Here is a 23,359-nt window from a genome sequence, read left to right as displayed (position 1 = left end):
CTTCTGGCAGCATCGCCCGGTGTTCGCTTCATCGTCGCGCGCCGCGTTCGGCGCGCGATCCAGTCGCCGCGTGCATGGCCGCGGCGATCGACGCAGCGGCACGCGACGTCGGCCGGTGGGGTTCCCGATTGGCCGGGCCGTGCGTCGCGTGCCCGGTTCAATCCTTCACCGACGTCATCCGCCATGCCGATTTCCGCCGCCGACCTGATTCACCAGTTCGATCTGCAACCGCACCCCGAGGGCGGCTATTTCCGGGAAACCTACCGTGCGGCCGACACGGTCGTGCGTCCGGCCGACGGCGCGCCACGCGCGGCGTCGACCGCAATCTATTATCTGTTGTGCGACGGCGCGTATTCGTCGTGGCACCGGATCCGTTCCGACGAGGTCTGGCACTTCTACGCGGGCGATCCGCTCGAAGTGTGGGTGCTCGACGAGCACGAGGGGCTGACGATCCACCGGCTCGGCAACCCGCTCACGCATCCCGGCACCGTATTCCAGGCGGTCGTGCCGGCCGGGCGCTGGTTCGGCGCGCGCTGCGCGTCGCCCGAGCACGTCGCGCTCGTCGGCTGCACGGTCGCACCAGGGTTCGAGTTCGCGGAATTCGAACTCGCGGACGCGACGATACTGGCCGCCACGTTCCCCGAATACGCGGAATACGTGGCGGGGCTCGCGCAGCGCCCCGACGCGTGAGCGCGGCGGCCGCCTCCAACGGTAGCTGTTCCGCGCGGTCCCGGCCAAACCCGTTTAGAATGCACGACTGTGCAGGATCGGCCGCGGACGTGCCGCGGCGATCGCTGTCAGCCGTATCGACGGCCTCCCCCGTGGCACGGTCAGCATGTCTTTCAGGAGCGCCGCCGTGTGGCACTTTCCCATTGCGATTCCCTCGTCGCTCGGCCCGTGGGCCGTGTTCGCGAGCGTACTGATCACGCAGCTCGGCGTGCCGGTGCCGGCCGTGCCGATGCTGATTCTCGGCGGTACGATGGCGGCGATGGGGCAGGCGTCCTGGACAAGCATGTTCGCGGCGGCGATCGGCGCGACGATGCTTGCCGATTCGCTGTGGTTCTTCATGGGCCGCACGCGCGGCCGTCGCTTGCTGAACGGCCTCGTGCGATTCTCGCTGTCGCTCGACACGACGCTGCGCTTCGCGCGTAATGTATTCGAAAGATACGGCGCGCCGCTGCTCGTCCTCTCCAAATTCCTGCCGGGCCTCGGCCTCGTGTCGGCGCCGCTGCTCGGCACGACCGCGATCGGCATCGGCGTGTTCCTGTTCTGGGATCTGGCCGGCGCGTCGCTGTGGGCTGCGTTCTGGCTCATCGGCGGCGCGGCCGTGCATGACCAGATCGTGCAGTTCGTGCTGTGGGTGCGCGCGAGCGGCGGCACGATCCTCGACGCGTTCCTCGCGATCTTCATCACGTTCCTGCTCTACCGCTGGGTGCGCCGCGTGCAGTTCCGGCGCTACCTCGCGCAGGTGCGCATCTCCCCGCCTCAGCTCGTCGAAATGATGACATCGAACGAGCCGCCGCTGATCTTCGATGCGCGGCCGCGCGCGATTCGCGAACGCGAGCCGTATCGGATCGCCGGCGCGGTGCCGGTCGATCTCGATTCGCCGGACCTGCTGGATCCGGAGCTGCTGAAGCGGCCGATCGTCGTGTATTGCGTGTGCCCGAACGAGGCAACGGCGAAGCGTCTGATCGCGAAGATGCAGCGCAAGAAGATGCTTCACAACATCAAGGCGCTGAAGGGCGGGCTCGATGCGTGGGAGAAGCACGGCTATCCGGTCGAGCCGCTGCCGGCCGATCTCGATTCATCGAGGTATTTCGTGCGGCCGGAGCATACGGCGCTCGCAGGCGAATATACGGTGCGGGCGACGTTGTCGAAGTAAATCGTGCGCGGGATTCCGCGCACATCCCGATTTCGCCTCCGATTTCACACTTTCGCGCAGCAGGGCCAGGCGCCGGCCAGCCTCGGTCGCGTGAACCGCAACGGTGTGCCGGTGTACGGCGTCGCCGTGTCGGTCGCGCTGCTGCTGATCGGCGTGCTGCTCAACTATCTGGCGCCGCAGCAGGTGTTCACCTGGCTGACGTCGGTGTCGACGTTCGGTGCGATCTGGACGTGGTGCGTGATCCTGATCGCGCAGATGCGCTTTCGCCGCACGCTGTCGGCCGACAGGATCGCGCGCCTGCCGATCCGCGTGCCGTTCTATCCGCTCGGCTCGTTCATTGCGCTCGGGTTTCTCGCGCTGGTCGTCGTGCTGATGGCATTCACGCCGGACACGCGTGTCGCGCTCGTGATCGGCCCGGCGTGGATCGTGCTGCTCGGCATCGCATACGCGGTGTTCTATGCGAACCGCGCGGGCGCGCCCGCGTCGACGAAGTCGTAAGCAAACCGGGCAAAAGTCGCCGCGCCGCGCGCGCGGCGGCGCATCGCGGCCCGCACGTGTATTGATCGCGATCATGCACGTGGGGGCCGGACGACATATGCTGTTTGAATCGCTTGTCCACGCTTCGCGTGGCCGTCCGCCGTTCCCTGCGACCGCGTCGGCCGTTCGTCCGCCGCGCGCAGCCGCCCGCGCGAAGCTCCGGTCGTCGTCCGCGACGACGCGTCCGCCAGGAGACCTTCGCCATGCAATCCAGCCCGACCATCCCGCCGCTCGCTCGAATTTCGCTGGCCGTCGACCTGACGCCGGAGTCGCTGGCCGCCGCGCGCTACATGCGCACGCTGCTGCGTCCCGGCATGCAGGTGCGCATCGTCTGCGCGATCGACAATCCGCGTCTCGTGCTGCCCGACATTCCGCGCGTCGACGCGCTTCTGACCTCGGCGCGCGAGGAGATGACGCGCGAAGCGCAGGCCACGCTCGAGCGCATCGCGGCACTGTTCGCCGGGAGCGGCGCGGAGATCGAACAGGTGATCATCGATACGTCGGTCACGGGCGGCACGGTGGCCGATGCACTCGCGAACGACACGTCGGCATCGCACGCCGACGTGCTCGTGGTCGGCGCCAATCCGCACCATGGACTGTTGCGGCTCGTCGAGGGCGCGGTGTCCGACACGCTGGCCTCGCGCGCACGCTGCGCGCTGCTGATCGTACCCGCCAACTACACGCGGCCGTCGGAAGGACCGCTGCAGCGCCTGATGTTCGCCGTGGACGGCAGCGAGCCGTCGCTGCATGCAGTGCGCGTCGGGCTCGGCTTCGCGGCGCCGACGACGCTGCTGTATGCGGCCTATGTCGTCGATCGCGCGGTTCGTCTGACGGATCTCGTGCCGGTGCGCGCGCTCGAGGATGCGTATCGCGCGGAGGGCGAGGATGCGCTGGCACGGATCGGCCCGCTGTTCCATGCAACGGGGAACCCGACCAAGCGCGGCATTGTCGAAACGCGGCCGACCAGCGACGACGTCGCCCATGCGCTGATGCGCGACGCGGTGCACTGGCATGCGGAACTGCTGGTGGTCGGCACGCACGGCCGGCGCGGCATCGCCGCCTGGCTGATCGGCAGCGTGGCGCGCCGGATCGCGCATCTCGCGCAGGTGCCGGTGCTGCTCGTGCGCGGCGCGGAATGAAAATCGCGACGCAATGGTGGCGAAGCGGACTTTCGTTGATCTGGATCAGAATTGCCGTGCGCCTCGCATGAGATGGTGACAGAACGTCCGGGGCGGCGGGTTGCCCGTCGTCCGTGCGCGACGTGGCGATTCGACACGTCGGGTGCAGAACCGCGCGAACGGGCGCATATCCGACGCCGTTGTTCGCGCTTCAAGCGATTTCCGGAGCCGTGCCACGCAGCGCGTGGCGCATCAGCCGATCACGAACTCTCTGGCGCGAGGGTAGGCAGCCGACGGCTGCCTTGGAACGACGGACGGGGTGATTTTCACCCCGTCCGCTTCCTGGCCCCGTGCAGACTACTTTCCTCGCAGGTATTGTTTTGCTCGATGCCGCCGTGCGGAACGGCGTGTGGCGACACGCGACGTGCTGGCGCGCAGCGGTCGTTGCCGATTGGCGTGACAGCCTTCGTCTCCATCGCGCAGCCCCCGTGCCGCATCGGCTGCGTTCGGCTTCTTTCGGCTTTTACACGCGGCGAGGCGCTCGCAGGTCGTGCCGGCTGCGGGCGCCGCGGCATACGCGTGCGCGCCGACGCACGCCATGCAGCCGTCCTCGTCCGCCCGGCATGCGATTGCGCAACCGTGGCCAGCCGGGGCGCGTCTTTCGGCGCGGCCTCACGACGACCGGTGCGTCGGCACCGGCCCGCGCGCAGAGGGCGGCGGCGAAGCGCTGCAGCGCGAGCACCGACCCCGCGACACTCTGGTATTTCTCGCGGCCGATCTGCCCGTCGAGCGTGACGAGCAAGCCCGATTCGCGCGCGAGCGCGAGCAACGCGTCGAGATCGTCGGGCGGGCGGATTGCGACCGGCGCGGCAGTCGCGAACAGCATGCGCGTGCGCCGCTGTCCGTCCCGCGCCGGGAAGTTGCGATGGGCCATGATGGTCTCCTGCGCCCGACCCCGCGTGCCGGCTCGATGGCCGGCTGAGCGATGACCGGGTATGAACGCTTGGTTCATGATGTCAGTATCCGCCGGCCAGGCCGCGTTGCCAATCGGCGCGGGCTGAAGTCGCTGTCAGACATTGCGCGCGCGGTATCGGAATCGGCTGACACGCGGGGCCGACGATCGGTTGCGGTGGCGCAAGGCGGGCCGTCACGCGATGTGCGGCACCCCGATCCGGTGCATTCGAACAGACGAATCGCGGCCGGTGATCATCGCTTGACGCGGGATTTCGGCCGGTCTAAGTTTCCCGATGCATCGGCGTCGCGCGACGGTTCGTCGTACGCGCGATCGGCGGTGCCGCGCCTCGGGGGGCGTGGGCAATCCTTCCAGTCATTCGCGGGCCACGCGCGCCGCGAATCCAGCGCACGAGCCGATCCAGCGACGGATCGGCGCGGCGGCACGCGACGTGCCGTTGATCGCGCGCAAACACGCTTCGGCGCATCGTACGCCGGGCGGCTGTCCAGTCTTTAATCTTCCGGTAGGCTCATCTTCCTTTCGTTCCTCGACCGTCAGGAGCTCGTCGATGTCACAGGACAATCTGCTTGATGCTTTGAAGGCCGTCGCCGAAGAGCGCGCGATCGGCGCCGACCAGTTGCGCACGATGCTCGACGACGAAGTGCGGGCGTTGTCGTCCGATGCCCGCGTGCACGACTACATCCACGTGTTCGCGATCCGCCACCTGCGCGAACGGATGCGCAGACAGGACGAACTCGAGCGCGACACGCCAGCCAGTACGCCGAACCGGGAGCCGGATACGAGTACCAGTCGGCGTTTGTAAGGAGGCCCGCCGCGGCCAGCGCCACTGACGCCGGGACCGCGGCCGACTGCCGACCGACGCCGACGCGCAGGCATGCCGTATCGGCAACCGCTGCGCGCAAGCGCGCCCCCAACGCCCCCGCGGCCGCCGGCGTTTTTCGTCATACGTTTCATCGAATCGACACAACGGCCTCAAGTTCGCGGCGCGAATGCCGTTTACCCGGTGAATTCGTCCACCGGGCGTTCGCGCTCCCTTACCGAGTCGTTGCCATGCTCTCGTCCCTCCGCACCCGCATTCTTGCAGCGTGCGTCGCCATCGTCGTATTCGCGCTCGTCGCCACCACGCTGATCAATTACTTCATCGCACGCACGTACAACGACGATGCGATCGACCGCAACCTGAGATCCGTTGCCAGCGGCCACGTGGTCGGCATCGGCGACTGGGTCGCGACCCGAAACCGGATGATCGCGTCGCTGCAGGACGCCGCGCTGTCGCCCGATCCGCTGCCGGTGTTCAAGCAGATGGCCGCGGCCGGCGGCTTCACGAATGTGTACGCGGGCTATGCGGACAAGACGTTCCGTTTCTCCGACCCCACCGGCATCCCGCCCGACTACGATCCGACCGGCCGCCCGTGGTACAAGCAGGCCGCACAGGCCGGCAAGCCGGTCGTCACGCCGCCGTACGTCGATGCGGGAACCGGCAACCTGGTCGTTACGTTCGCGGTCCCGATCCTGCGCGACGGCGCGCTGAAGGGTGTCGTCGCGGCCGACGTCGCGATGGACAGCGTGATCGCGAACGTGAAGTCGATCCACCCGACGCCCGCGAGCTTCGGGATGTTGATCGACAGCAGCGGCCACGTCGTCGCGCATCCGGACGCGAAGCTTACGCTGAAGCCGGTCGCCGACGTGTCGCCCGATCTCGGCGGCATGGGCGCCGCGTCGCTCGCCGCGGCCGTCGCGCCGGTCGAAGTGCACGTGGGTGGCGACGCGAAGCTGGTGCGCGCGCAGGCCGTGCCGGGCACCGACTGGTACGCGCTGGTCCTGCTCGACAAGTCGGAAGCGACGGCAGGGATGCGCTCGCTGCTGACCGCGTCGCTGATCACGCTGGTGGTGATCGTGGGCGTCGCGTCGCTGATCGTCGGCGCGATCACGGCAACCGCGTTCCGCCGGCTGTCGCAGGTGCGCCAGGCGATGGCGTCGATCGGCTCGGGCACCGGCGACCTGACGCAGCGCTTGCCGGCCGAAGGCCGCGACGAAGTCGCCGACATCGCGCGCTCGTTCAACAGCTTCGTCGACAAACTGAACGACGTGATGCGGCAGATCCGCGACGCGAGCGAATCGGTGCGCACGGCCGCGAACGAGATCGCCGCGGGCAACCAGGACCTGTCGTCGCGGACCGAATCGGCGGCGGCGAGCCTCGAGGAAACGGCTGCATCGATGGAAGAGATCACCGCGACGGTCGGCCAGTCGGCGGCCGCTGCCAGCCAGGCCGACGAACGGGCGGCCGCCGCGTCGCGCATCGCGTCGCACGGCGGCGTGGTCGTGTCGGACGTGGTGTCGACGATGGGGAAGATCGAGGAAGCGTCGGGCCGGATCGGCGACATCATCGGCGTGATCGACGGGATCGCGTTCCAGACCAACATCCTCGCGCTGAACGCGGCGGTGGAAGCCGCGCGTGCCGGCGAGCAAGGGCGTGGTTTCGCGGTCGTCGCGCAGGAAGTGCGCAGTCTCGCGCAACGCAGCGCGCAGGCCGCGCGCGAGGTGAAGGTGCTGGTCGAGTCGACGGTGGCGAGCGTGTCGGCCGGGTCGGGACAGGTGCGCCAGGCCGGCGACACGATGCGTGAAATCGTGTCGAACGTCGCCAATGTGACGACGATCATCTCCGAGATCACGCACGCGGCGAACGAGCAGACGCGCGGCATCCAGGAAGTGAACCGCGCGGTCACGCAACTCGACGAAATGGTGCAGCAGAACGCGGCGCTCGTCGAGCAGTCGACCGCTGCGGCGTCCGCGCTGCAGACGCAGGCGAACGCGCTCGCGACGACGGTCGGGCAGTTCAAGGTCGCGTGACCTGCATCGCGTGATGCGGGCCGGATCGCTGCGCGCCACGCGCGCGGCGACGCTCAGCCGTGGCCGCCGTCGCGCATCAGCGCCAGCCGGTTGTAGAGCGTTTTCAGGCTGATGCCGAGCGCTTTCGCCGCTTGCGGCTTGTTGCCGTCGAAGTGCCGTAGCGTCGCCGCGATGAAACGCTGCTGCGCGTGGTGCAGCGTCGCGCCGAGCGGCAGCGCCATCGCATCGTCCGACGTAAGGTCGGGCAACATCGTCGGCTTGGGCAGCGCGACGTCGATGCCGTCGTCCGCGAGGATGTACGCGCGCTCGATCGTGTTGTGCAGCTCGCGCACGTTTCCTGGCCACGAATACGCACGCAGCGCGGCGATCGCCGCGTCGGTCAGGCGCTTGTGCGAGTGGTGCCGCACGTTGAGCGCATCGACAAACTCGTGCGCGATCGCTTCGACGTCGCCGTTGCGCTGGCGCAGCGGCGGCACGTACAGCGCGAACGCGGCGAGACGGTAGAACAGATCCTCGCGCAGCCGGCCGTCGCGCACGGCTTCGGCGGGATTGTGACGGGTCGCCGACACGATGCGCACGTCGAGTGGAATCGACTCGGTGCCGCCGACCCGCACGATCGTGTTCGATTCGAGCGCGCGCAGCAGCTTCACCTGCAGCGACGCGGGCATCTCCGCGATCTCGTCGAGCAGCAGCGTGCCGCCGAACGCGGCTTCGAAGAACCCTTCGCGTTGCGCGATCGCGCCGGTGAAGCTGCCTTTCTCGTGACCGAACAATTGCGCTTCGGCGATGTCCGCCGGAATCGCGCCGCAGTTGACGGGGACGAATGGCCCGTCGCATCGCGCGCTCAGATCGTGCAGTCGCCGCGCGACGATATCCTTGCCGACCCCGCTTTCGCCGGCAATCATCACGCTGGCGCGGGTCGGAGCGATTTTCTCGATACGGCCGAGCAGCGTGCGCATCGCCGCGGAGTGGCCGGACAGCCGGCGCGCGTCGGCGCGTGGCTTCGGACGGTTTGCAGAGTCGACCATAGGCGTTCAGCGGGCCGTTTTGAAAATCGGCACTGCGCACTCCCTTCTTTGCAATATCTATCATCGACAGCGAAACCGCACGGAAGGTGCCGCGATTTAGAAATTTCCAATGTCGGGTGCGACGACGGAAGAAATATGCGATCGCTGGGGCACGATGCCGACAGGCGGCGGCCGATGCCGCCCCATGGTGCTTTTTTACAGCCGAGGTATGAAAAATCGAAACACGCCTGCCATCGCGTTCTCCGCAAACGCGACAGGCGGTTGAGCGACGCGGCGCGACGGCACGTGCAACCCCCGGCTTTGCCGCGAAGTCGCCACGCGCCATGCGGCGGGTACGCGCGTTGCGAAGGCTCGTAGGCTCGCCCGGTCCGCTCGAGGGCATATCGTCGAGCGACGGTCGCAGGGCGATGCAGGGAAACGATGAGAACCTTTACCCGCGAGCTGTTTCGGCAGGGCGCATGGGTCGTGCTGGCCGTCGGGCTGGCGTCCGCGCTGCAAGTGTGGGCGATTCACGCCGTCGGGATGCGTGAACCGTTTGCACCGCTGCCTTTCTACGTCGGTGTCGCGGCCGCGGCCTGGCTGACGTCGTTCGGCGGCGGTCTGGCCGCGACCGCCGCGAGCGCGGCCGTGATCGGCGCGTTGTGGTGGCGCGATGTGCCGCTGCTCGCGCTGCTGACGCGGGCCGGCGTCTTCGTTGCGATCGGTTTCGTCGAATGCATGCTCGTGCTGGCCGTCAAGCCGCTGCTCGCGAACGACCGGCTGCGCGGAGCCGACGATGCCGAAGACGATGACGCGCGCCCGGCGAGCCGCGAACCGGCGCGCGCGCCGCTCGCACTCGACGACATCCTGCTGCGCCGCGTGGTCGACGCATCGCCCGACGCGATCGTCGGCGTCGATGCCGCACGGCGGATCACGAGCTGGAACCCGGCGGCGCGGCGCCTCTTCGGCATCGACGTCGCGGCGGTGATCGGACACGACGTCACGACGTTGATCGCGCCACGCTGGCTGCGGCTGCATCCCGTTCCTGCGTCGTTCGCGAACGCGCGCGCGCCCACCGGCCCACTCGACATCCTGTGTGTACGTCGCGACGGTGGCCGCTTTCGCGCGACCTTCGCGGCAGCGCCGATCGTCGACGCGCAAGGCAACTGCACCGGCCTGTCGATGACGCTGCGCGAGGCGCACGAACGCCGCGACGAGCGGCGCGAACTGCGCTCGCTGCGCGGCGTGCGCGACGCGCGCGTGCAGGCCGACGAATCGAACCGGTTGAAGGACGAACTGCTGGCGACCGTGTCGCATGAATTGCGCACGCCGCTGAACGTGATCTACGGCTGGGTCGAGGTGCTGCGCAGCGCCGACGCCCAGGGCTTGGCGCATCAGGCGATCGACGCGATCGATCGTAGCGCACGGTCGCTGTCGCGGATGGTCGGCGACCTGCTCGACGCGTCATCGTTCGCGACGGGCCGGATGCGGCTCGAACGCACGCCCGTCGACCTGGTGCGCGCCGTGAACGAGGCAGTGCGCGAGCTGGACGCGAGCGCGGAGGCGAACGGACTCGAACTGTCGACCGCGTGCGCGATGTCCAACTGCGTGATCTACGCGGACGGCGAGCGCATTCGTCAGGTGCTGTCGAACCTGCTGTCGAACGCGATCAAGTTCACGCTGCCGGGCGGCCACGTCAAAGTGTCGCTGACCCGGGCCGGCGCGCGCGTGCGGCTGTCGGTCGCCGATACGGGGCAGGGCATTTCCGCGGATCGCCTGCCGCATCTGTTCGATACGTTCAACCGGCCGGAAGGCGCGTCCGCGTCGCCGAAACGCGGCCTCGGGCTCGGCCTGTCGATCGTGCGCAACATCGCGCGGCTGCACGGCGGCGAGGTGGCGGCCGCGAGCGAAGGCGTTGGGCGTGGCACGACCGTGACCGTCATGCTGCCGGTGGACTGGCGCGCGGACGATCTGATCGGCCAGCCCTCACGGCCGAGCGGGGCGTCGACGGCGGTGGCGCTCGACGGCCAGCGCGTGCTGGTGGTCGACGACGATGCGACGTCGCGCGAGAGTCTTGCGGCGGCGCTCGAAACGCTGGGTGCCCAGGTGTCGACCGCGCAATCGGGGCGCGACGCGCTCGACGTGGTCGCGCGGCAGCACCCGAGCGTCGTGCTGTCCGATCTCGCGATGCCGGACGGCGACGGCTTCTGGCTGCTCGACCACATCCGCCATTTGCCGAACGCCGGCGGGCGTCTGCCCGTCGTCGCGGTAACCGCACACGCGGGCGCGGACCGGAACCGCGTGATGGCCGCCGGCTTCGACGCGTTTCTCGGCAAGCCGGTCGACATGCCGACACTGGCCAGCGTGATCGTCGACGTGGCGGCCGCCGGACGGCACCGCTGACGCCCGGCGGCCTCCGCAACACCCGCCAGGAGGCGCGATGAAGAGATCGAACAACACGCAGCGCGACGACCCGGGAGGCAAGCCGGCACGCTCCGGGCGCATGCCGCTGATCGTGCGGATCCCGTTCGCCGGAAATGGCTGCTTGCTCGTATCGGGCGTGCTCGCCGCGTTCTGCGCGTCGGCATTCACGCCGGCGCATGCGCAGGCGCCGCCAGCATCGTCCGTTCATGTCGCGCCGGGCGTCGTCCGTCCCGGCGAGACCGCCGACGAGGCGGACATGACGCGGCGGCCGAACGGCATCGATGCGGAATTCGTCGACAAGGCAGGCATCGTCGGCAAGACGGCGCTGGAGGCGAGCCAGCTCGCGCTCGATCGGTCGTCGAATCCGGACGTGAAGGCCTTCGCGCGCCGGATGGTGGACGATCAGGTTCGCATGGCCGCGGAATTGCGCCGGCTCGGCGCGCAAAAGGGCCTGCCCGTGCAGACGCGCATGCTGGTCGATCCGGGGCTGACGACCCTGCGAACCATGCGTGGCGACGCATTCGACAAGGGTTACATCGCGCTGGCGGGACCGAGCGCGCACGAGGCTGCGATCAGGGTCTACGAAGCCGAAGCGCGCAACGGTCACGACCCGCAGCTTCGCGCGTTCGCGGCAGACACGCTGTCGACGCTGAAGGCGCACCTGCGCGCCGCGCGCGCGCTCGAGCGTTCGATCGCGGCCGCGCGCTGATCCGCACGGCGGCCGCGCGCGTCTGTCGCGTCGGTCAGTGGCGTCGCGTGCCGCTCTCCGGGCCGTTCGGAGACGCCTCGTATGGCGGCGAGTCGAGCGCAGTCTCGCCTTCCTCGATCAGCCAGTACGGCGACGCGCCGTAGTGCGCGTGCAGCGCCTCGGCCCACGCGGGATCGGCCATCGCCGGCCAGCGGTCCTTCTCGAAGCCCGGTGCGTCGCGCACCCGTTCGGTCGGAACGGGCAGCAGGAAGCAGCGGCGCTCGACGTCGAGCGTCAGCGCGTTCCACGGCACCGCGAGCAGCTTGTCGCCGATCCCGGCAAATCCGCCCGACGACACGACCGCGTACGCGATGCGGCCCGAGTGGACGTCGAGCATGATGTTCGTGACCTTGCCGATGTCGTCGCCGTCGATCGTCAGCACGCGATCGTTTTCCAGCGTGCCGGCGGCCATCACGTCCGGCCCCGGCCCGCCGGCCGAACGGCCGCGGTCGCCGACAATGCGCGCCTGCGTGCGCGACGGTCTGTCCGTTGTCATCGCTTTTCTCCTGGTCGAAGCGCACGGCGCATACGGCGCGCGGGCTGCACGGATGGGGGGCGCTCAGCGGCGGCGCGGCAGGGACACGTCCTCGAGCGTATTCGCCAACTCGTCGCGTGCCGGGCCGCCCGCGCGCGTCGCGATGTCGCCGAGCGACACCATGCCGACGATCTGGTGGTTGGCGTCGAGCACCGGCATCCGATGCAGTTGTATGTCGGCCATCCGCTGCTGCACGTCGCCGACGCCGTCGTCCTCGACGCACCACTGCACCGGCGCCGATGCGACCACTTTCACGGGGGTATCGGGCGGATGCCCGCGCTACAGCGCGCGTACCGCAAGGTCGCGGTCCGTCACGATCGCGACGAGCCCGGTGCCGTCGCACACCGGCAGCACGCCGATGTCGAAGCGCTGCATCAATTCGGCTGCATGGCGAATCGTGTCGGTGGGCGCGACGCACACCACGTCGCGCGACATGATTTCATTGACGCGATACATGAACGCCTCCTTCGTGAGCGAGACGATGCGGGAGCAGGACGCGTGCCGCGTTCAATCGACAGGTGCCGGACCTGCGCGGCCGTGCCACGGAGAAATTTGCCAGCCGGGTTGTACATCTTCCACGGCGGCAGCCGTGGCCGGGCCGCGCGCTGCGCTCAGTGGCCGACGCCCGTCATCACGACGATGGCGAGCACCAGCGCGCTCTCGATCGCGGCCAGCGCCGCGACGCCCGCGGCACCGCTGACTTCGTGCCATGCACGTTCAATGCGTTTCATCAGTTCGCTCCGGTTGAGCCGGCCCGTTGCCGCGCTGCCGCGCATCGCGGGCCGGGTGCCGCCGTCAGCCGTGATCGCGGGGCGGTGGCGGGGCGTCGGGCGCGCGACGTTCGCGCTCGCCTGACGGCCTGGCGGGGTCGATGCGGGTTGCGCCGCCGACGGCGGGCGGATCGCTTGCCGGGAACGTCTCCTCGAGCCCTTCGTCGATGCGTTCCTCCGTCTTGTCTTCGGACGGCTTGCGCGACGTGGCCAGCGGGAGCGGGCCGGCAGCCGGTGACACGGCGTTGCGGCTGCCGGGGGCGGATGCGGTCATGATCGAACCTCCTTACGGGTACGAGGATCGCAAGCGCCGTGCCCGCGCGGCGCGGGCGGCATGACGCTTGCAGTCGTCGAGGCGGCCGGGCGGGCGACCATTCGGGCTGCCCGCAGCCGGTATGGACGAGAGGACATCGTGATGATTGAACCCAGGGAAAGGATACGTTACGACGCGAGCGTGTGTAGCGGCGATTTCCGTGATGTGCGCGAACGGTTCGACACATGCGCGGCGGCCCCGCCGGGCAGGCACACCCGTTGCGCGTGCTCGCCACGCCAATCGACACGCGCGAGCCGCCGCGCAGGAGTGACATGAGCACGCGATCCATGCTGCACCGTCCCGAGCCGACGCCCGACGTCGATCCCGACCCGGCGCTGCCCGAGCACGACGATCCGTTCGATCCGCCCGTGCCCCCGGGGCAGCCGCTAGGCGATCCGCCATCGCAGCCGCCGCCGATGCGCATGCCGGGCGGGCACAGCCAACCACGGCCGGCCGCGCGAACACTGAAAGGAGGACCATCATGGACATTCACGTGCAATCGCCCGACAAGCGCGCGATCGCCCAAGTGCTGGGCCGTTATTTCGAGTCGCGTTCGCTGCGCTATCACATCGAGGAGTTGCCGGGCGGCGTGCTGCATATCGGCTTTCGCGCGAGCGGACGCCCGGTCGCGGTCACCGTGTCGTTCGACGACACCGCCTACGACACCTACACGCACTGGGACGCGAGCCAGAAGCAGCTCGCGCTCGGGCGTCTCGCCGACGGCTTCTCGCGCATGATGGCGAAGCGCAGTCCGGCCGCGCTGGCCGGCGACTATCACGTCGAGCGTTTCTGATTCCGCAATCCTGCACCGGTTCATGCCGGAAATCGGCAAAGTGCCCGTGTTCAACGGGCGCTTTGCGGCTTCGCCGCGCGTCGCGTAGGATGATGACAATTCAGCGCACGCTACGTTCGCGCCGTTGGCTGCCTGCCGTTCCAGCCGATCGGGATGCGACGCGCTTTCCCTTAGGTTCGTTTCATGCAACCGACGGAGATCGCCTTGATGACCGTTGCCCGCCCGTTGTTGTCGCCCGGCATCCGCCGGGTCGTGTCCGGCCTGTCGGCCTTCGCCGTGCTGGCGGCGGCAGATGCCCGCGACGCGTCGGCGCAGACGCCTTCGCCGCTCGGCGAATGGCAATACTCGGCAGGCGTCCCGCTGCAGAAGCTGTTCAGCCCGACAGTTCCGACGTGGCAGGTCAGCGTCGGCGCGGCGATGACGCTCCAGCCGCGCTACGCGGGTTCCGATCGCTACCGCGTGATGGGCGGCCCGAATGTGGACGTGCGCTATCGCGACCTGTTCTTCCTGTCGACGGGCGAGGGGCTCGGCGCGAACGTGCTGCGCGGGCCCAACTGGCGCGTGAGCCTGTCGGTGGGCTATGACCTCGGGCGCCGCTCGGCCGACGACCTCGACCACCTGAACGGGCTCGACAACATCAACGCGGCGCCGGTGATGAAGCTCGCGGCCGATTACGTGATCTCGAAGGATTTTCCGCTCGTGCTGCGCGCCGATGTTCGGCGCAGCATCGGCGGCTCGAACGGCTGGATCGGCGATTTCTCCGCGTACGTGCCGATGCCGGGCAGCAACGAGCAGTTCTTCTGGTTCGCCGGGCCGACGGTGTCGTTCGCCGATTCGCGCTACATGAACAGCTGGTTCGGCGTGAACCCGGGTGCGTCCGCGCGTTCGGGGCTGCCGACCTATTCGTCGGGCGCGGGGATGAAGTCGTTCGGCGCCGGCGTGACGATGGTCTGGTTCGTCAACAAGCACTGGTTCGTGACGATGGACGGCGCGATCGAACAGCTCGTCGGCCGCGCAAGGCGCAGCCCGATCACGCAGCAGTCGACGAACGGCGTGTTCGACATGTCGGTGAATTACCAGTTCTGATCGGATCGGCGCCGGAAAGGCGGCCGGAAGGGGCCGCGGCATGCAGCATTTTTCGTCACATTTGATATGATTCCGACCTGTACAAACGTACAGTGATCGATCCCCGTGACGCCTGCATCGCCGACGCCCCCGGCGTTTTACTACCTGACCAATTTCGAACGCGCGCTGGCCTGGCTCGGCGAGCGTTACGACGACCTGCTCGATGCGCGCGAACACGCGTTTCTTCGGGATTTCGCACAGTTGCCAAAAGTGTCGCGCGCGCTGCTCGTGCGCATGCTGATGCGCAGCGGGTCCGACTTCCGTGCGAGCAAGCTCGTGTATGACGAGATCGGCAGCACGCTCGACGCGGCCACGCCACTCGTCGAGCTCGGCTGGGTCGATCCGGCGCCCGCGCTCACGCTCGACGAACTGTTCGCGCTGTCGACCAAGGCCGATCTCCTGAAGGTGTTCCCGTCGCTCGGCGCGCACGCGGGCGAGCGCAAGCCCGACTGGCTCGAACGGCTGCGGCCCGCGCACGACGTGGCGCAGCCGCTCGACGCCTGGTGCGCGCAGACCGACGATTGCGTGCTGCGCGTGACGGTCGGCGCACTGTGCGACCGGCTGCGACTGATGTTCTTCGGCAATCTTCATCAGGACTGGAGCGAATTCGTGCTCGCCGATCTCGGCGTGTTCCAGTACGAAAGCGTGCCGTTCGCGCCGTCGTCTCGCGCGTTCCAGCAGCGCGACGACATCGAGACGTATCTTGCGCTGCAGACCTGCCGCGAAGCACTCGATGCGTGGCCCGACGACCTGCCGTTCGACGCTCTGCTGCAGGCGATCGACGCGGTCGGCTGCGTGCAGCCGTGGCTCGCGACGCGCCGCGCGAAGCTGCTGTTCACGCTCGGGCAGACCTGCGAGCGCCGCGCCGACTGGACCGCCGCGCTGGACGCGTATGTGCGCAGCGCGTGGCCGGGCAGCCGGCACCGGCGCATTCGCGTGCTCGAACGCTGCGGACGCGACGACGATGCGCTCGCGCTGGCGCTCGAGGCGCGCAGCGCCTTCGAAAGCGACGAGGAGCGTCAGCGCGTCGAGCGGATGCTGCCGCGCCTGCAGCGCCGTCTCGGGCTGCGGGTTGAACGCGCGGGCAGCGCGCCTGACGTGCCGCGCGAGACGCTCGTGCTTGCGCGCCCCGACGCGTTCGTCAGCGTCGAATACGCGGTGCGCGATCACCTTGCACGGCCCGACGCGCCGGTTCACTACGTCGAGAACACGCTGATCAATTCGTTGTTCGGGTTGCTGTGCTGGGAGCCCGTGTTCTCGGCCGTGCCCGGCGCGTTCTTTCATCCGTTCCAGCGCGGCCCGGCCGACCTGCACGCACCCGATTTCGCGGTACGCCGCACCGCCGCCTTCGACGGCTGTTTCGCGCAACTCGATTCGGGCGCGTACCGCGACACGATCCGCCGGCACTACGCCACGAAGATGGGGTTGCAATCGCCGTTCGTGTTCTGGGGCGTGCTGACCGACGAACTGCTCGACGAGGCGCTGGCATGCCTGCCGCCCGAGCACCTGCGGCTGTGGTTCACGCGCCTGCTCTCGGATATCCGCGGCAACCGCTCGGGGCTGCCCGACCTGGTCCGTTTCTGGCCCGGCGAGCGGCGCTATGAACTGATCGAGGTGAAGGGCCCAGGCGACCGGCTGCAGGACAACCAGACGCGCTGGCTCGCATACTGCATCGCGCATGCCATGCCGGTGCGCGTCGTCGATGTCGAATGGGCCGGCGCGGGCGTCCGGCAGGACGAAGCGGCGGGGTTGTCCGCATGAGCTATGTCGTCGCGGTGCGGGCGATGTGCGAGTTCACCGCGCGGCGCGGCGATCTCGACTTGCGCTTCACGCCCGCGCCGACCGCGCTCGAAGGCATCGCCGGTCACGGCGCGGTCACGTCGAAGCGCGGCGCACGCTATGAAACCGAGATCGCGCTGACCGGCACATGGGGCACGCTGACCGTGCGCGGGCGCGCGGACGGCTACGATCCCGTCGCGAACCGGCTCGAGGAGATCAAGACCTATCGCGGCAGCCTCGACGCGATGCCGGCCAATCATCGCGCGCTGCACTGGGCGCAGGCGAAGGTCTATGCGCACCTGATGTGCGACGCACGCGGCCTCACGGAAATCGACGTCGCGCTCGTGTATTTCGACATCGTGTCGGAGCGCGAGACCGTGCTGACGGAGACGCTCGGCGCAAGCGCGCTCGCCGCGTTCTTCGCCGAGCAGTGCGCGTGCTTCGTCGGCTGGGCCGAGCGCGAGACCGCGCATCGCGCGGCTCGCGACGCGGCGCTGCGTGCGCTGACGTTTCCGCACGGGCAATTCCGCAGCGGTCAGCGCGAGCTGGCCGTATCCGTCTATCGGGCGGCGCGCGACGAACGCTGCCTGATGGCGCAGGCGCCGACCGGCATCGGCAAGACGCTCGGCACGGTGTTCCCGCTGCTGAAGGCATGCGGTGAAGGCGAGCTCGATCACGTGTTCTTCCTGACCGCGAAAACGCCCGGCCGGGCGCTCGCGCTCGAGGCGGCGACCACGCTTGGGGCCGGCACGCCGGCGCTGCCGCTGCGCGTGCTGGAACTCGTCGCGCGCGACAAGGCGTGCGAGCATCCTGACCGCGCGTGTCACGGCGAATCGTGCCCGCTCGCGCAAGGCTTCTACGACCGGCTGCCGGCGGCGCGCGACGCGGCGATCGCCACCGGGCTGCTCGATCGCGACACTGTGCGCGAGGCGGCCCTCGCACACGACGTCTGTCCGTACTACCTCGCGCAGGAGCTTGCGCGCTGGTCGGACATGATGATCGGCGACTACAACTACTACTACGACGGCAGCGCGATGCTGCATACGCTCGCGCAGCAGAACCAGTGGCGTGTCGGCGTGCTCGTCGACGAGGCGCACAACTTGCTCGATCGCGCCCGCAAGATGTACAGCGCATCGCTCGACCCGTTCGCGTTCGCGGCCGCGCGCGAGGCCGCACCCGCGGCTCTGCGCAAGGCGTTCGACCGGCTCGCGCGCGCGTGGGGCACGCTCAATCGCGCACAGGCCGAGCGCTACGCGGCGTATCCGGAGATTCCCGGCCCGATCGTGACGGCCGTGCAGAACCTCGTCGCGGCGATCGGCGAACACCTGACCGATGCGCCGCGTGCGAATGGCGACGCGCTGTTGCGCTTTCATTTCGAGGCGATCCAGTTCGGTGTGCTCGCCGACGCGTTCGACGGCGCGTCGATCTTCGACGCGACGCTGCACGGCGAGCCGTTGCCGCGCCAGTCCGGGCTCGACGGCGTCGCGCCAGCCGCGCGCCGGCGCCGCATCCAGTCGACGCTGTGCGTGCGCAACGTGATTCCGGCCGGCTTTCTCGCGTCGCGTTACGAAGCCGCGCGCGCGACCGTGCTGTTTTCCGGCACACTGAGCCCGTTTCATTTTTATCGTGACACGCTCGGACTGCCGGCCAACACGGGCTGGCTCGACGTCGACGGGCCGTTCCGCGCCGAACAACTGACCGTGCGCGTCGCGAGCCACGTGTCGACGCGCTGGCGCGACCGCGACCGTTCGCTCGAACCGATCGTGGACCTGATCGCCGCGCAGTATGCGACGCGGCCCGGCAATTACCTCGGTTTTCTCAGCAGCTTCGACTATCTCGGGCGCGTCGTCGCGCTGATGCAGACGCGCCACCCGGACGTGCCCGTGTGGGCCCAGGCGCCCGGCATGGCCGAAAGCGAGCGCGACGCATTTCTCGCGCGCTTCGACGCGGGCGGGCGCGGGGTCGGCTTCGCCGTGCTGGGCGGGGCGTTCTCGGAGGGCGTGGATCTCGTCGGCGAGCGACTGATCGGCGCGTTCATCGCGACGCTCGGGCTGCCGCAGGTCAACGATGTCAACGAACAGATGCGGCGCGCGATGGATGCGCGTTTCGGCAACGGATACGACTACATGTATCTGTACCCGGGTTTGCAGAAGGTCGTGCAGGCGGCCGGACGCGTTATCCGCACCGAACACGACGAGGGCGTCGTGCATCTGATCGACGATCGTTACCGGCGGCGCGAGGTGCGCGATCTGTTGCCGCGGTGGTGGCGGATCGGGTGATCTGCCGGACGGGCGTCGTGCACCCGCTTGCATGAATCCCTAAAGCACGTTCAGCATCGCGAGCGCGGCTTCCTGCAGATGCGGCAGCACGCGCCGCACGGCCGCGTCGGTCGACTCGGCACCGATCGGCATGTTCGTGCTCAGCGCGGCGACGACTTCGCCGTGACGGTTCTTCAGCGGCACCGCGATGCCGCGCACGCCGACCTGCAGTTGCTGTTCGATGACCGCGAAGCCCGCGTCGCGCGCGTGATCGACCTGTTCGAGCAGGCGTGCCTTGTTGGTGATCGTGTGTGGCGTAAACGGTGCGAGCGCGGTGTCGTCGAGCCAAGCGCGGACGGCCTCGCGATCCGGATGATGCGCGAGCAGCACGACGCCCGGCGACGTCAGCGGGGCGGGCACGCGCGCGCCGAGCACGAAGCCGGTCGTCATCACGCGCGACACGCCGTTGCGGGCGATGAACACGAGTTCCCAGCCATCGAGCACGCTCACGTACGCCGATTCGTTCAGCGACGCGCTCAGTTGCTGCAGATACGGCTGGACCGTGCGCGGCAGGCGCGCCGAGTCGAAGTACGACCAGCCGACCCGCAGCACGCGCGGCGTGAGGCCGTACAGCTTGCCGTCGGTGTACACGTAGCCGAGCGATTCGAGCGTCAGCAGGTAGCGTCGCGCGGCCGTGCGCGTGAGACCGGTGCGGGCAGCCGCCTGGGTGGGCGTCATTCGTGCATGCTGGCTGTCGAACGCTTCGAGGATCATCAGGCCCTTTTCGAGGCCGGCAATCCAGTCGCGTCGGTCGAGGTCGGGCTTTTTCATCGTCGGTGGCGCACGGGTGGGCGCGCGGTGTTCGCGCGGGAATGGGCGATTATCGCGCAGATCCAAGATCGAGCGAAAGCAATGGACCGGACGTGCGATGGGTGACGAGGTGGGGGAATGTACCGGGCGCCGACGATACGGCCGGTTGGAGCTGGTGGCGGGACCCTGATTGGTCAGGGCCGACCGGCGGATTGTCCGGGCGTCCGATGAATGTGGGGCGGACAGGATACGCGGCGCGGACATCGTCCACGCCGCATCCGGATCGACGTTACTCGCTGCTCGTCCACTCGACGTTCGCACCGACCGAACGCAGATTTTCGACGAAATGCGGGTGCGCGCGCCGGATCGGCAGCGCGTTCATGATTTCCGAGCGGCCTTCGATGCTCGCGGCCACCATCAGCAGCGCGATCGCGACGCGGATGATGTACGGGCTCTCGACGCGCGCTGGCGTCAGCTGCAGCCCGCCGAACGTGATCAGCCGGTGCGGGTCGGACAGCAGCACGTGCGCGCCGAACTTCGACAGTTCGCCGGACCAGCCGAGCGCGCCGTCGTAGACCTTGTTCCAGAACATCGCGCTGCCTTCCGCACGCACGCCGAGCGCGATGAAGATCGGCAGCAGGTCGACCGGCAGGTACGGCCAGGGCGCGGCTTCGACCTTGGTCAGGATGTTCTGCGTGAACGGCCGCCGCACGCGCAGCGGGCCGTCGCGTTCCGCGCGCGACCAGCCATCGCGGTGTGTGACGTGCACGCCGAACTTCGCGAACGTGCGGTCGATCAGCGGGAAATGCTCCGGCGACGAGTTGCGCACGGTGATGTCGCCGCCCGTGATCGCACCCAGCGCGAGGAACGTCGCGATTTCGTGGAAATCCTCGGCGAAGCGGAATTCGCCGCCGCCGAGCTTGCCGCCGCCCGTCACGCACAGGCGCGACGTGCCGATGCCTTCGATCGCGACGCCGATCATCGCGAGGAACTGGCAGAACTCCTGCACGTGCGGCTCGGAGGCCGCATTCATCAGCGTCGACGTGCCGCCTGCCGCCGTCGCGCACAGCGCGAAGTTTTCGGTGGTCGTCACCGATGCGTAGTCGAGCCAGTGATCGTTGGCCGTCAGCGGGCCGTCGGCACGGACGATCAGCGAATCGGGCGTGCGCTGGATGTGCGCGCCGAAGCGCTCGAACACTTCGACGTGCGGATCGATTTCGCGCACGCCGAGCGTGCAGCCCTTCACGTCGTTCTCGAGGCGCGCGACACCGAAGCGCGCGAGCAGCGGCGGAATCAGCATGATCGACGAGCGCATCGCCTCGGGCAGGCGGTGAACGGCCGGGTCGAACGTCGTGTTGCGATGGTGGAGATCGAGAATGCCTGTCGTGAAGTCGACCGACACGTCGCTGCCGAGCGTGCGGAAGATGTCGAGGATCTTGCGCACGTCGGTGATGTCCGGCACGCCGACGAGGCGCAGCGGCTGATCGCTCAACAGGGTGGCGCACAGAATCGGCAGGACGGCGTTCTTGTTCGCGGACGGCTTGATGTCCCCGCGCAGCGGAGTGCCGCCGTGGACGATGAGATTCGACATGATATGGGGGCGTATCTGTGACTGACGTAGGCCCATATGATGCCATTGGTCGGCGGGGGGTGTGGAATGTTCAGAGGGGAAAAGGGGCTTCTGCCCGCGGGATTGACCGTGTTTGACGTTGGGCGGGGCGCGATTCCCTTGCCCGGTCGGAGATGGCAGTCGGTGCGGAAATGGCCGGCGCGGATCGCGGCCGGCCATTCGGTCATAGCCTCACTGCGCCGCCCGCATGCGCGCGGCGACCACCAGCGAGATCAGGCAGCCCACCGCGAGATAGCCCGCGACGAGGTGCCACGAACCGCCGGCCACGCTTACCAGCGCCACCGCGATGAACGGCGTGAACCCGCCGCCGACGACGCTCGCGAACTGATAGCCGACGCCTGCGCCGCTGTAGCGGTATTCGGCGCCGAACAGTTCGGTGAACAGCGGCTGCTGGACGCTCACGACCATGTCGTGCGCGGCATTCGCCAGCAGGATCGAGAAGACCACGATCCACGCGATCGAGCGCGATTCCAGCGCGACGAAGAACGGCACCGCCGACGCGAGGCCGATCACTGCGCCGATCAGGTAGATGCGGCGCAGGCCGAAGCGGTCGGCGAGCCACGCGAAGCACGGGATCGTCACGCAGCTCACCGCACCGACCAGCAGGCCGATGTTCAGGAACAGGTCGCGTGACATGCCGAGGTTCGACGTGGAATAGCTGAGCGCGAACGCGGTGACGATATACATCGTGAACAGCTCGGCGAGCCGCAGCGCGACGATCAGCAGGAACGCCTTCGGATGGCGCGTCAGTGCCTCCAGCACCGGCAGGCGGAGCTTGCGGTTGCCGTGCTCGACCTTCTCGACGAACTCCTGCGACTCGTCCATGCTCTTGCGGACCCACAGCCCGATCAGCACCAGCACGATGCTGAACACGAACGGCAGGCGCCAGGCCCAGGCCTTGAACGCGGCTTCGCCGAGGGTATGGCTCAGGATCGACACGATGCCCGTCGCGAGCACGAGCCCGACGCCGTAGCCGACCTGCACGCCGCTGCTGTAGAACGCCTTTTTTTGCTTCGGTGCGCTTTCGACGGCCATCAGCGCCGCGCCGCCCCATTCGCCGCCCACCGCGAAGCCTTGCAGCGCGCGCATCAGCACGAGCAGCACGGGCGCCCACCAGCCGATCGACGCGAAGGTCGGCAGCAGGCCGATCGCGACGGTCGACAGCCCCATCAGCATCACGGTCAGCACGAGCATCCGCTTGCGGCCGAGCCGGTCGCCGTAATGGCCGAACACGACACCGCCGAGCGGGCGGAACAGGAAGCCGACGCCGAAGGTCGCGAAAGCCGCGAGCGTGCCCATGGTCGGGCTGACCTTCGGGAAGAATTCGGAATTGAAGACGAGTGCGGCGACGATCCCGTACAGCAGGAAGTCGTACCAGTCGACGACGGCGCCGACGAAGCTGCCGATCGCGGCCTTGCGGGCCTGGCTGCGTGCGCGGGCGCCGGCAGCGGCGTCGAGGGTGGCGAAGGTTGTGGTCATGGTGGTGTCTCCTGGCACGGCGCATCGTGGAAGCGTGGCGGCGCCGCGTCCGATGCTGCATTGAAGTCGATGGGTGAACGGAGAATAGGGCGCGCGCCGCACGGCGGCAATTAGACGATCGGTCAAAATGCGCGATTATCGTTCAGTTGTGTGCGATTATCGAACGATTTTCGGGTTTGCACTAGGCGTGACACCAATATCCCGTTCAGCCAGGGTGTGCCGCCGTGAACGATCTGGTTAAAATCTGGACCATCGAAACCTCGCCCGAATCGGGCGGATGTCCGGCCGTCACATCGGCCGGGCGTGCCGCGCGCGCCGGGCGTCATCC

General features: G+C 68.5%; 17 protein-coding genes and 3 pseudogenes. 12 read left to right on the top strand and 8 right to left on the bottom strand.

Going from position 1 to position 23,359, the window contains the following annotated elements; all coding sequences use genetic code 11:
* The first annotated feature begins 183 nt into the window (after nucleotides 1-183).
* The 4 genes and pseudogenes from ACT2FV_RS04765 (at nucleotide 184) to ACT2FV_RS04750 (ending at nucleotide 3,558) form a co-directional block, all read left to right on the top strand.
* Nucleotides 184-690, top strand: a complete 507-nt coding sequence (locus ACT2FV_RS04765) for a cupin domain-containing protein (RefSeq protein WP_124900786.1) — start codon at nucleotides 184-186, stop codon at nucleotides 688-690.
* Nucleotides 691-856: 166 nt separating this feature from the next.
* Nucleotides 857-1,882: a DedA family protein/thiosulfate sulfurtransferase GlpE gene (locus ACT2FV_RS04760; protein ID WP_059599472.1), complete on the top strand. Its 1,026-nt coding sequence runs from the start codon at nucleotides 857-859 to the stop codon at nucleotides 1,880-1,882.
* A gap of 45 nt (nucleotides 1,883-1,927) precedes the next feature.
* A pseudogene (locus ACT2FV_RS04755) lies at nucleotides 1,928-2,380 on the top strand (amino acid permease); the annotation flags it as partial.
* Nucleotides 2,381-2,622: 242 nt separating this feature from the next.
* Entirely contained in the window at nucleotides 2,623-3,558 is a 936-nt protein-coding gene (locus ACT2FV_RS04750; RefSeq protein ID WP_124623959.1) for a universal stress protein, read from the top strand.
* A gap of 502 nt (nucleotides 3,559-4,060) precedes the next feature.
* On the opposite strand, the gene ACT2FV_RS04745 is transcribed toward ACT2FV_RS04750, so the two are convergent.
* Nucleotides 4,061-4,471, bottom strand: a complete 411-nt coding sequence (locus ACT2FV_RS04745) for a hypothetical protein (protein WP_444503343.1) — start codon at nucleotides 4,469-4,471, stop codon at nucleotides 4,061-4,063.
* 586 nt (nucleotides 4,472-5,057) lie between these two features.
* Between ACT2FV_RS04745 and ACT2FV_RS04740 the strand changes: the two genes are divergently transcribed.
* Both ACT2FV_RS04740 and ACT2FV_RS04735 read left to right on the top strand, forming a co-directional pair.
* The gene (locus tag ACT2FV_RS04740; RefSeq protein ID WP_059599439.1) at nucleotides 5,058-5,312 is read left to right on the top strand and encodes a DUF3562 domain-containing protein; all 255 of its coding nucleotides are present in this window, start codon (nucleotides 5,058-5,060) and stop codon (nucleotides 5,310-5,312) included.
* A gap of 248 nt (nucleotides 5,313-5,560) precedes the next feature.
* Nucleotides 5,561-7,360, top strand: a complete 1,800-nt coding sequence (locus ACT2FV_RS04735; protein ID WP_444503342.1) for a methyl-accepting chemotaxis protein — start codon at nucleotides 5,561-5,563, stop codon at nucleotides 7,358-7,360.
* Between the two features lie 53 nt (nucleotides 7,361-7,413).
* Here ACT2FV_RS04735 and ACT2FV_RS04730 read toward each other — a convergent pair.
* Nucleotides 7,414-8,452, bottom strand: a pseudogene (locus tag ACT2FV_RS04730) (sigma-54 interaction domain-containing protein).
* Between the two features lie 356 nt (nucleotides 8,453-8,808).
* Here ACT2FV_RS04730 and ACT2FV_RS04725 point away from each other — a divergent pair.
* Together ACT2FV_RS04725 and ACT2FV_RS04720 are read left to right on the top strand one after the other, a co-directional pair.
* Nucleotides 8,809-10,770, top strand: a complete 1,962-nt coding sequence (locus ACT2FV_RS04725) for a PAS domain-containing hybrid sensor histidine kinase/response regulator (RefSeq protein ID WP_444503341.1) — start codon at nucleotides 8,809-8,811, stop codon at nucleotides 10,768-10,770.
* Between the two features lie 100 nt (nucleotides 10,771-10,870).
* Entirely contained in the window at nucleotides 10,871-11,500 is a 630-nt protein-coding gene (locus ACT2FV_RS04720) for a DUF4142 domain-containing protein (RefSeq protein WP_444503896.1), read from the top strand.
* Between the two features lie 34 nt (nucleotides 11,501-11,534).
* Here the strand turns inward: ACT2FV_RS04720 and ACT2FV_RS04715 are convergent, their stop codons facing one another.
* The 3 genes and pseudogenes from ACT2FV_RS04715 to ACT2FV_RS04705 form a co-directional block, all read right to left on the bottom strand.
* Nucleotides 11,535-12,035: a PRC-barrel domain-containing protein gene (locus ACT2FV_RS04715; RefSeq protein WP_444503340.1), complete on the bottom strand. Its 501-nt coding sequence runs from the start codon at nucleotides 12,033-12,035 to the stop codon at nucleotides 11,535-11,537.
* Between the two features lie 63 nt (nucleotides 12,036-12,098).
* Nucleotides 12,099-12,530 (bottom strand): annotated as a pseudogene (locus ACT2FV_RS04710) (CBS domain-containing protein).
* A 339-nt stretch (nucleotides 12,531-12,869) separates the two neighbouring features.
* Nucleotides 12,870-13,118 carry a hypothetical protein gene (locus ACT2FV_RS04705; RefSeq protein ID WP_124900792.1) on the bottom strand — a complete coding sequence of 83 codons (249 nt, stop codon included), beginning with the start codon at nucleotides 13,116-13,118 and terminating at the stop codon, nucleotides 12,870-12,872.
* A 520-nt stretch (nucleotides 13,119-13,638) separates the two neighbouring features.
* Here ACT2FV_RS04705 and ACT2FV_RS04700 point away from each other — a divergent pair.
* The 4 genes from ACT2FV_RS04700 (at nucleotide 13,639) to ACT2FV_RS04685 (ending at nucleotide 19,133) form a co-directional block, all read left to right on the top strand.
* The gene (locus ACT2FV_RS04700; RefSeq protein ID WP_044843100.1) at nucleotides 13,639-13,950 is read left to right on the top strand and encodes a hypothetical protein; all 312 of its coding nucleotides are present in this window, start codon (nucleotides 13,639-13,641) and stop codon (nucleotides 13,948-13,950) included.
* 207 nt (nucleotides 13,951-14,157) lie between these two features.
* Nucleotides 14,158-15,036 (top strand): MipA/OmpV family protein, encoded by an 879-nt coding sequence (locus ACT2FV_RS04695; protein WP_151047900.1) that lies wholly within the window; start codon nucleotides 14,158-14,160, stop codon nucleotides 15,034-15,036.
* A gap of 105 nt (nucleotides 15,037-15,141) precedes the next feature.
* Nucleotides 15,142-16,836, top strand: a complete 1,695-nt coding sequence (locus tag ACT2FV_RS04690; RefSeq protein ID WP_151047901.1) for a VRR-NUC domain-containing protein — start codon at nucleotides 15,142-15,144, stop codon at nucleotides 16,834-16,836.
* Nucleotides 16,833-19,133, top strand: a complete 2,301-nt coding sequence (locus ACT2FV_RS04685) for an ATP-dependent DNA helicase (protein ID WP_151047902.1) — start codon at nucleotides 16,833-16,835, stop codon at nucleotides 19,131-19,133. The genes ACT2FV_RS04690 and ACT2FV_RS04685 overlap by 4 nt, the downstream gene beginning before the upstream one ends.
* Nucleotides 19,134-19,172: 39 nt before the next feature.
* Here the strand turns inward: ACT2FV_RS04685 and ACT2FV_RS04680 are convergent, their stop codons facing one another.
* From ACT2FV_RS04680 to shiA, 3 genes are all read right to left on the bottom strand, one after another.
* Entirely contained in the window at nucleotides 19,173-19,943 is a 771-nt protein-coding gene (locus ACT2FV_RS04680) for an IclR family transcriptional regulator domain-containing protein (protein WP_151047903.1), read from the bottom strand.
* Between the two features lie 268 nt (nucleotides 19,944-20,211).
* Complete coding sequence (locus ACT2FV_RS04675) at nucleotides 20,212-21,513, bottom strand: UDP-N-acetylglucosamine 1-carboxyvinyltransferase (RefSeq protein WP_059599449.1); 1,302 nt, start codon at nucleotides 21,511-21,513, stop codon at nucleotides 20,212-20,214.
* Nucleotides 21,514-21,723: 210 nt separating this feature from the next.
* Complete coding sequence (shiA, locus tag ACT2FV_RS04670; protein WP_124623991.1) at nucleotides 21,724-23,031, bottom strand: shikimate transporter; 1,308 nt, start codon at nucleotides 23,029-23,031, stop codon at nucleotides 21,724-21,726.
* Nucleotides 23,032-23,359 lie beyond the last annotated feature (328 nt).

Origin of the sequence: Burkholderia sp. PR2 (genome assembly GCF_052372875.1) — a bacterium.
GTDB lineage: Bacteria > Pseudomonadota > Gammaproteobacteria > Burkholderiales > Burkholderiaceae > Burkholderia > Burkholderia diffusa.
Note: the sequence above shows the minus strand (reverse complement) of the source record. Positions and strands in the feature narration are given on the sequence as shown.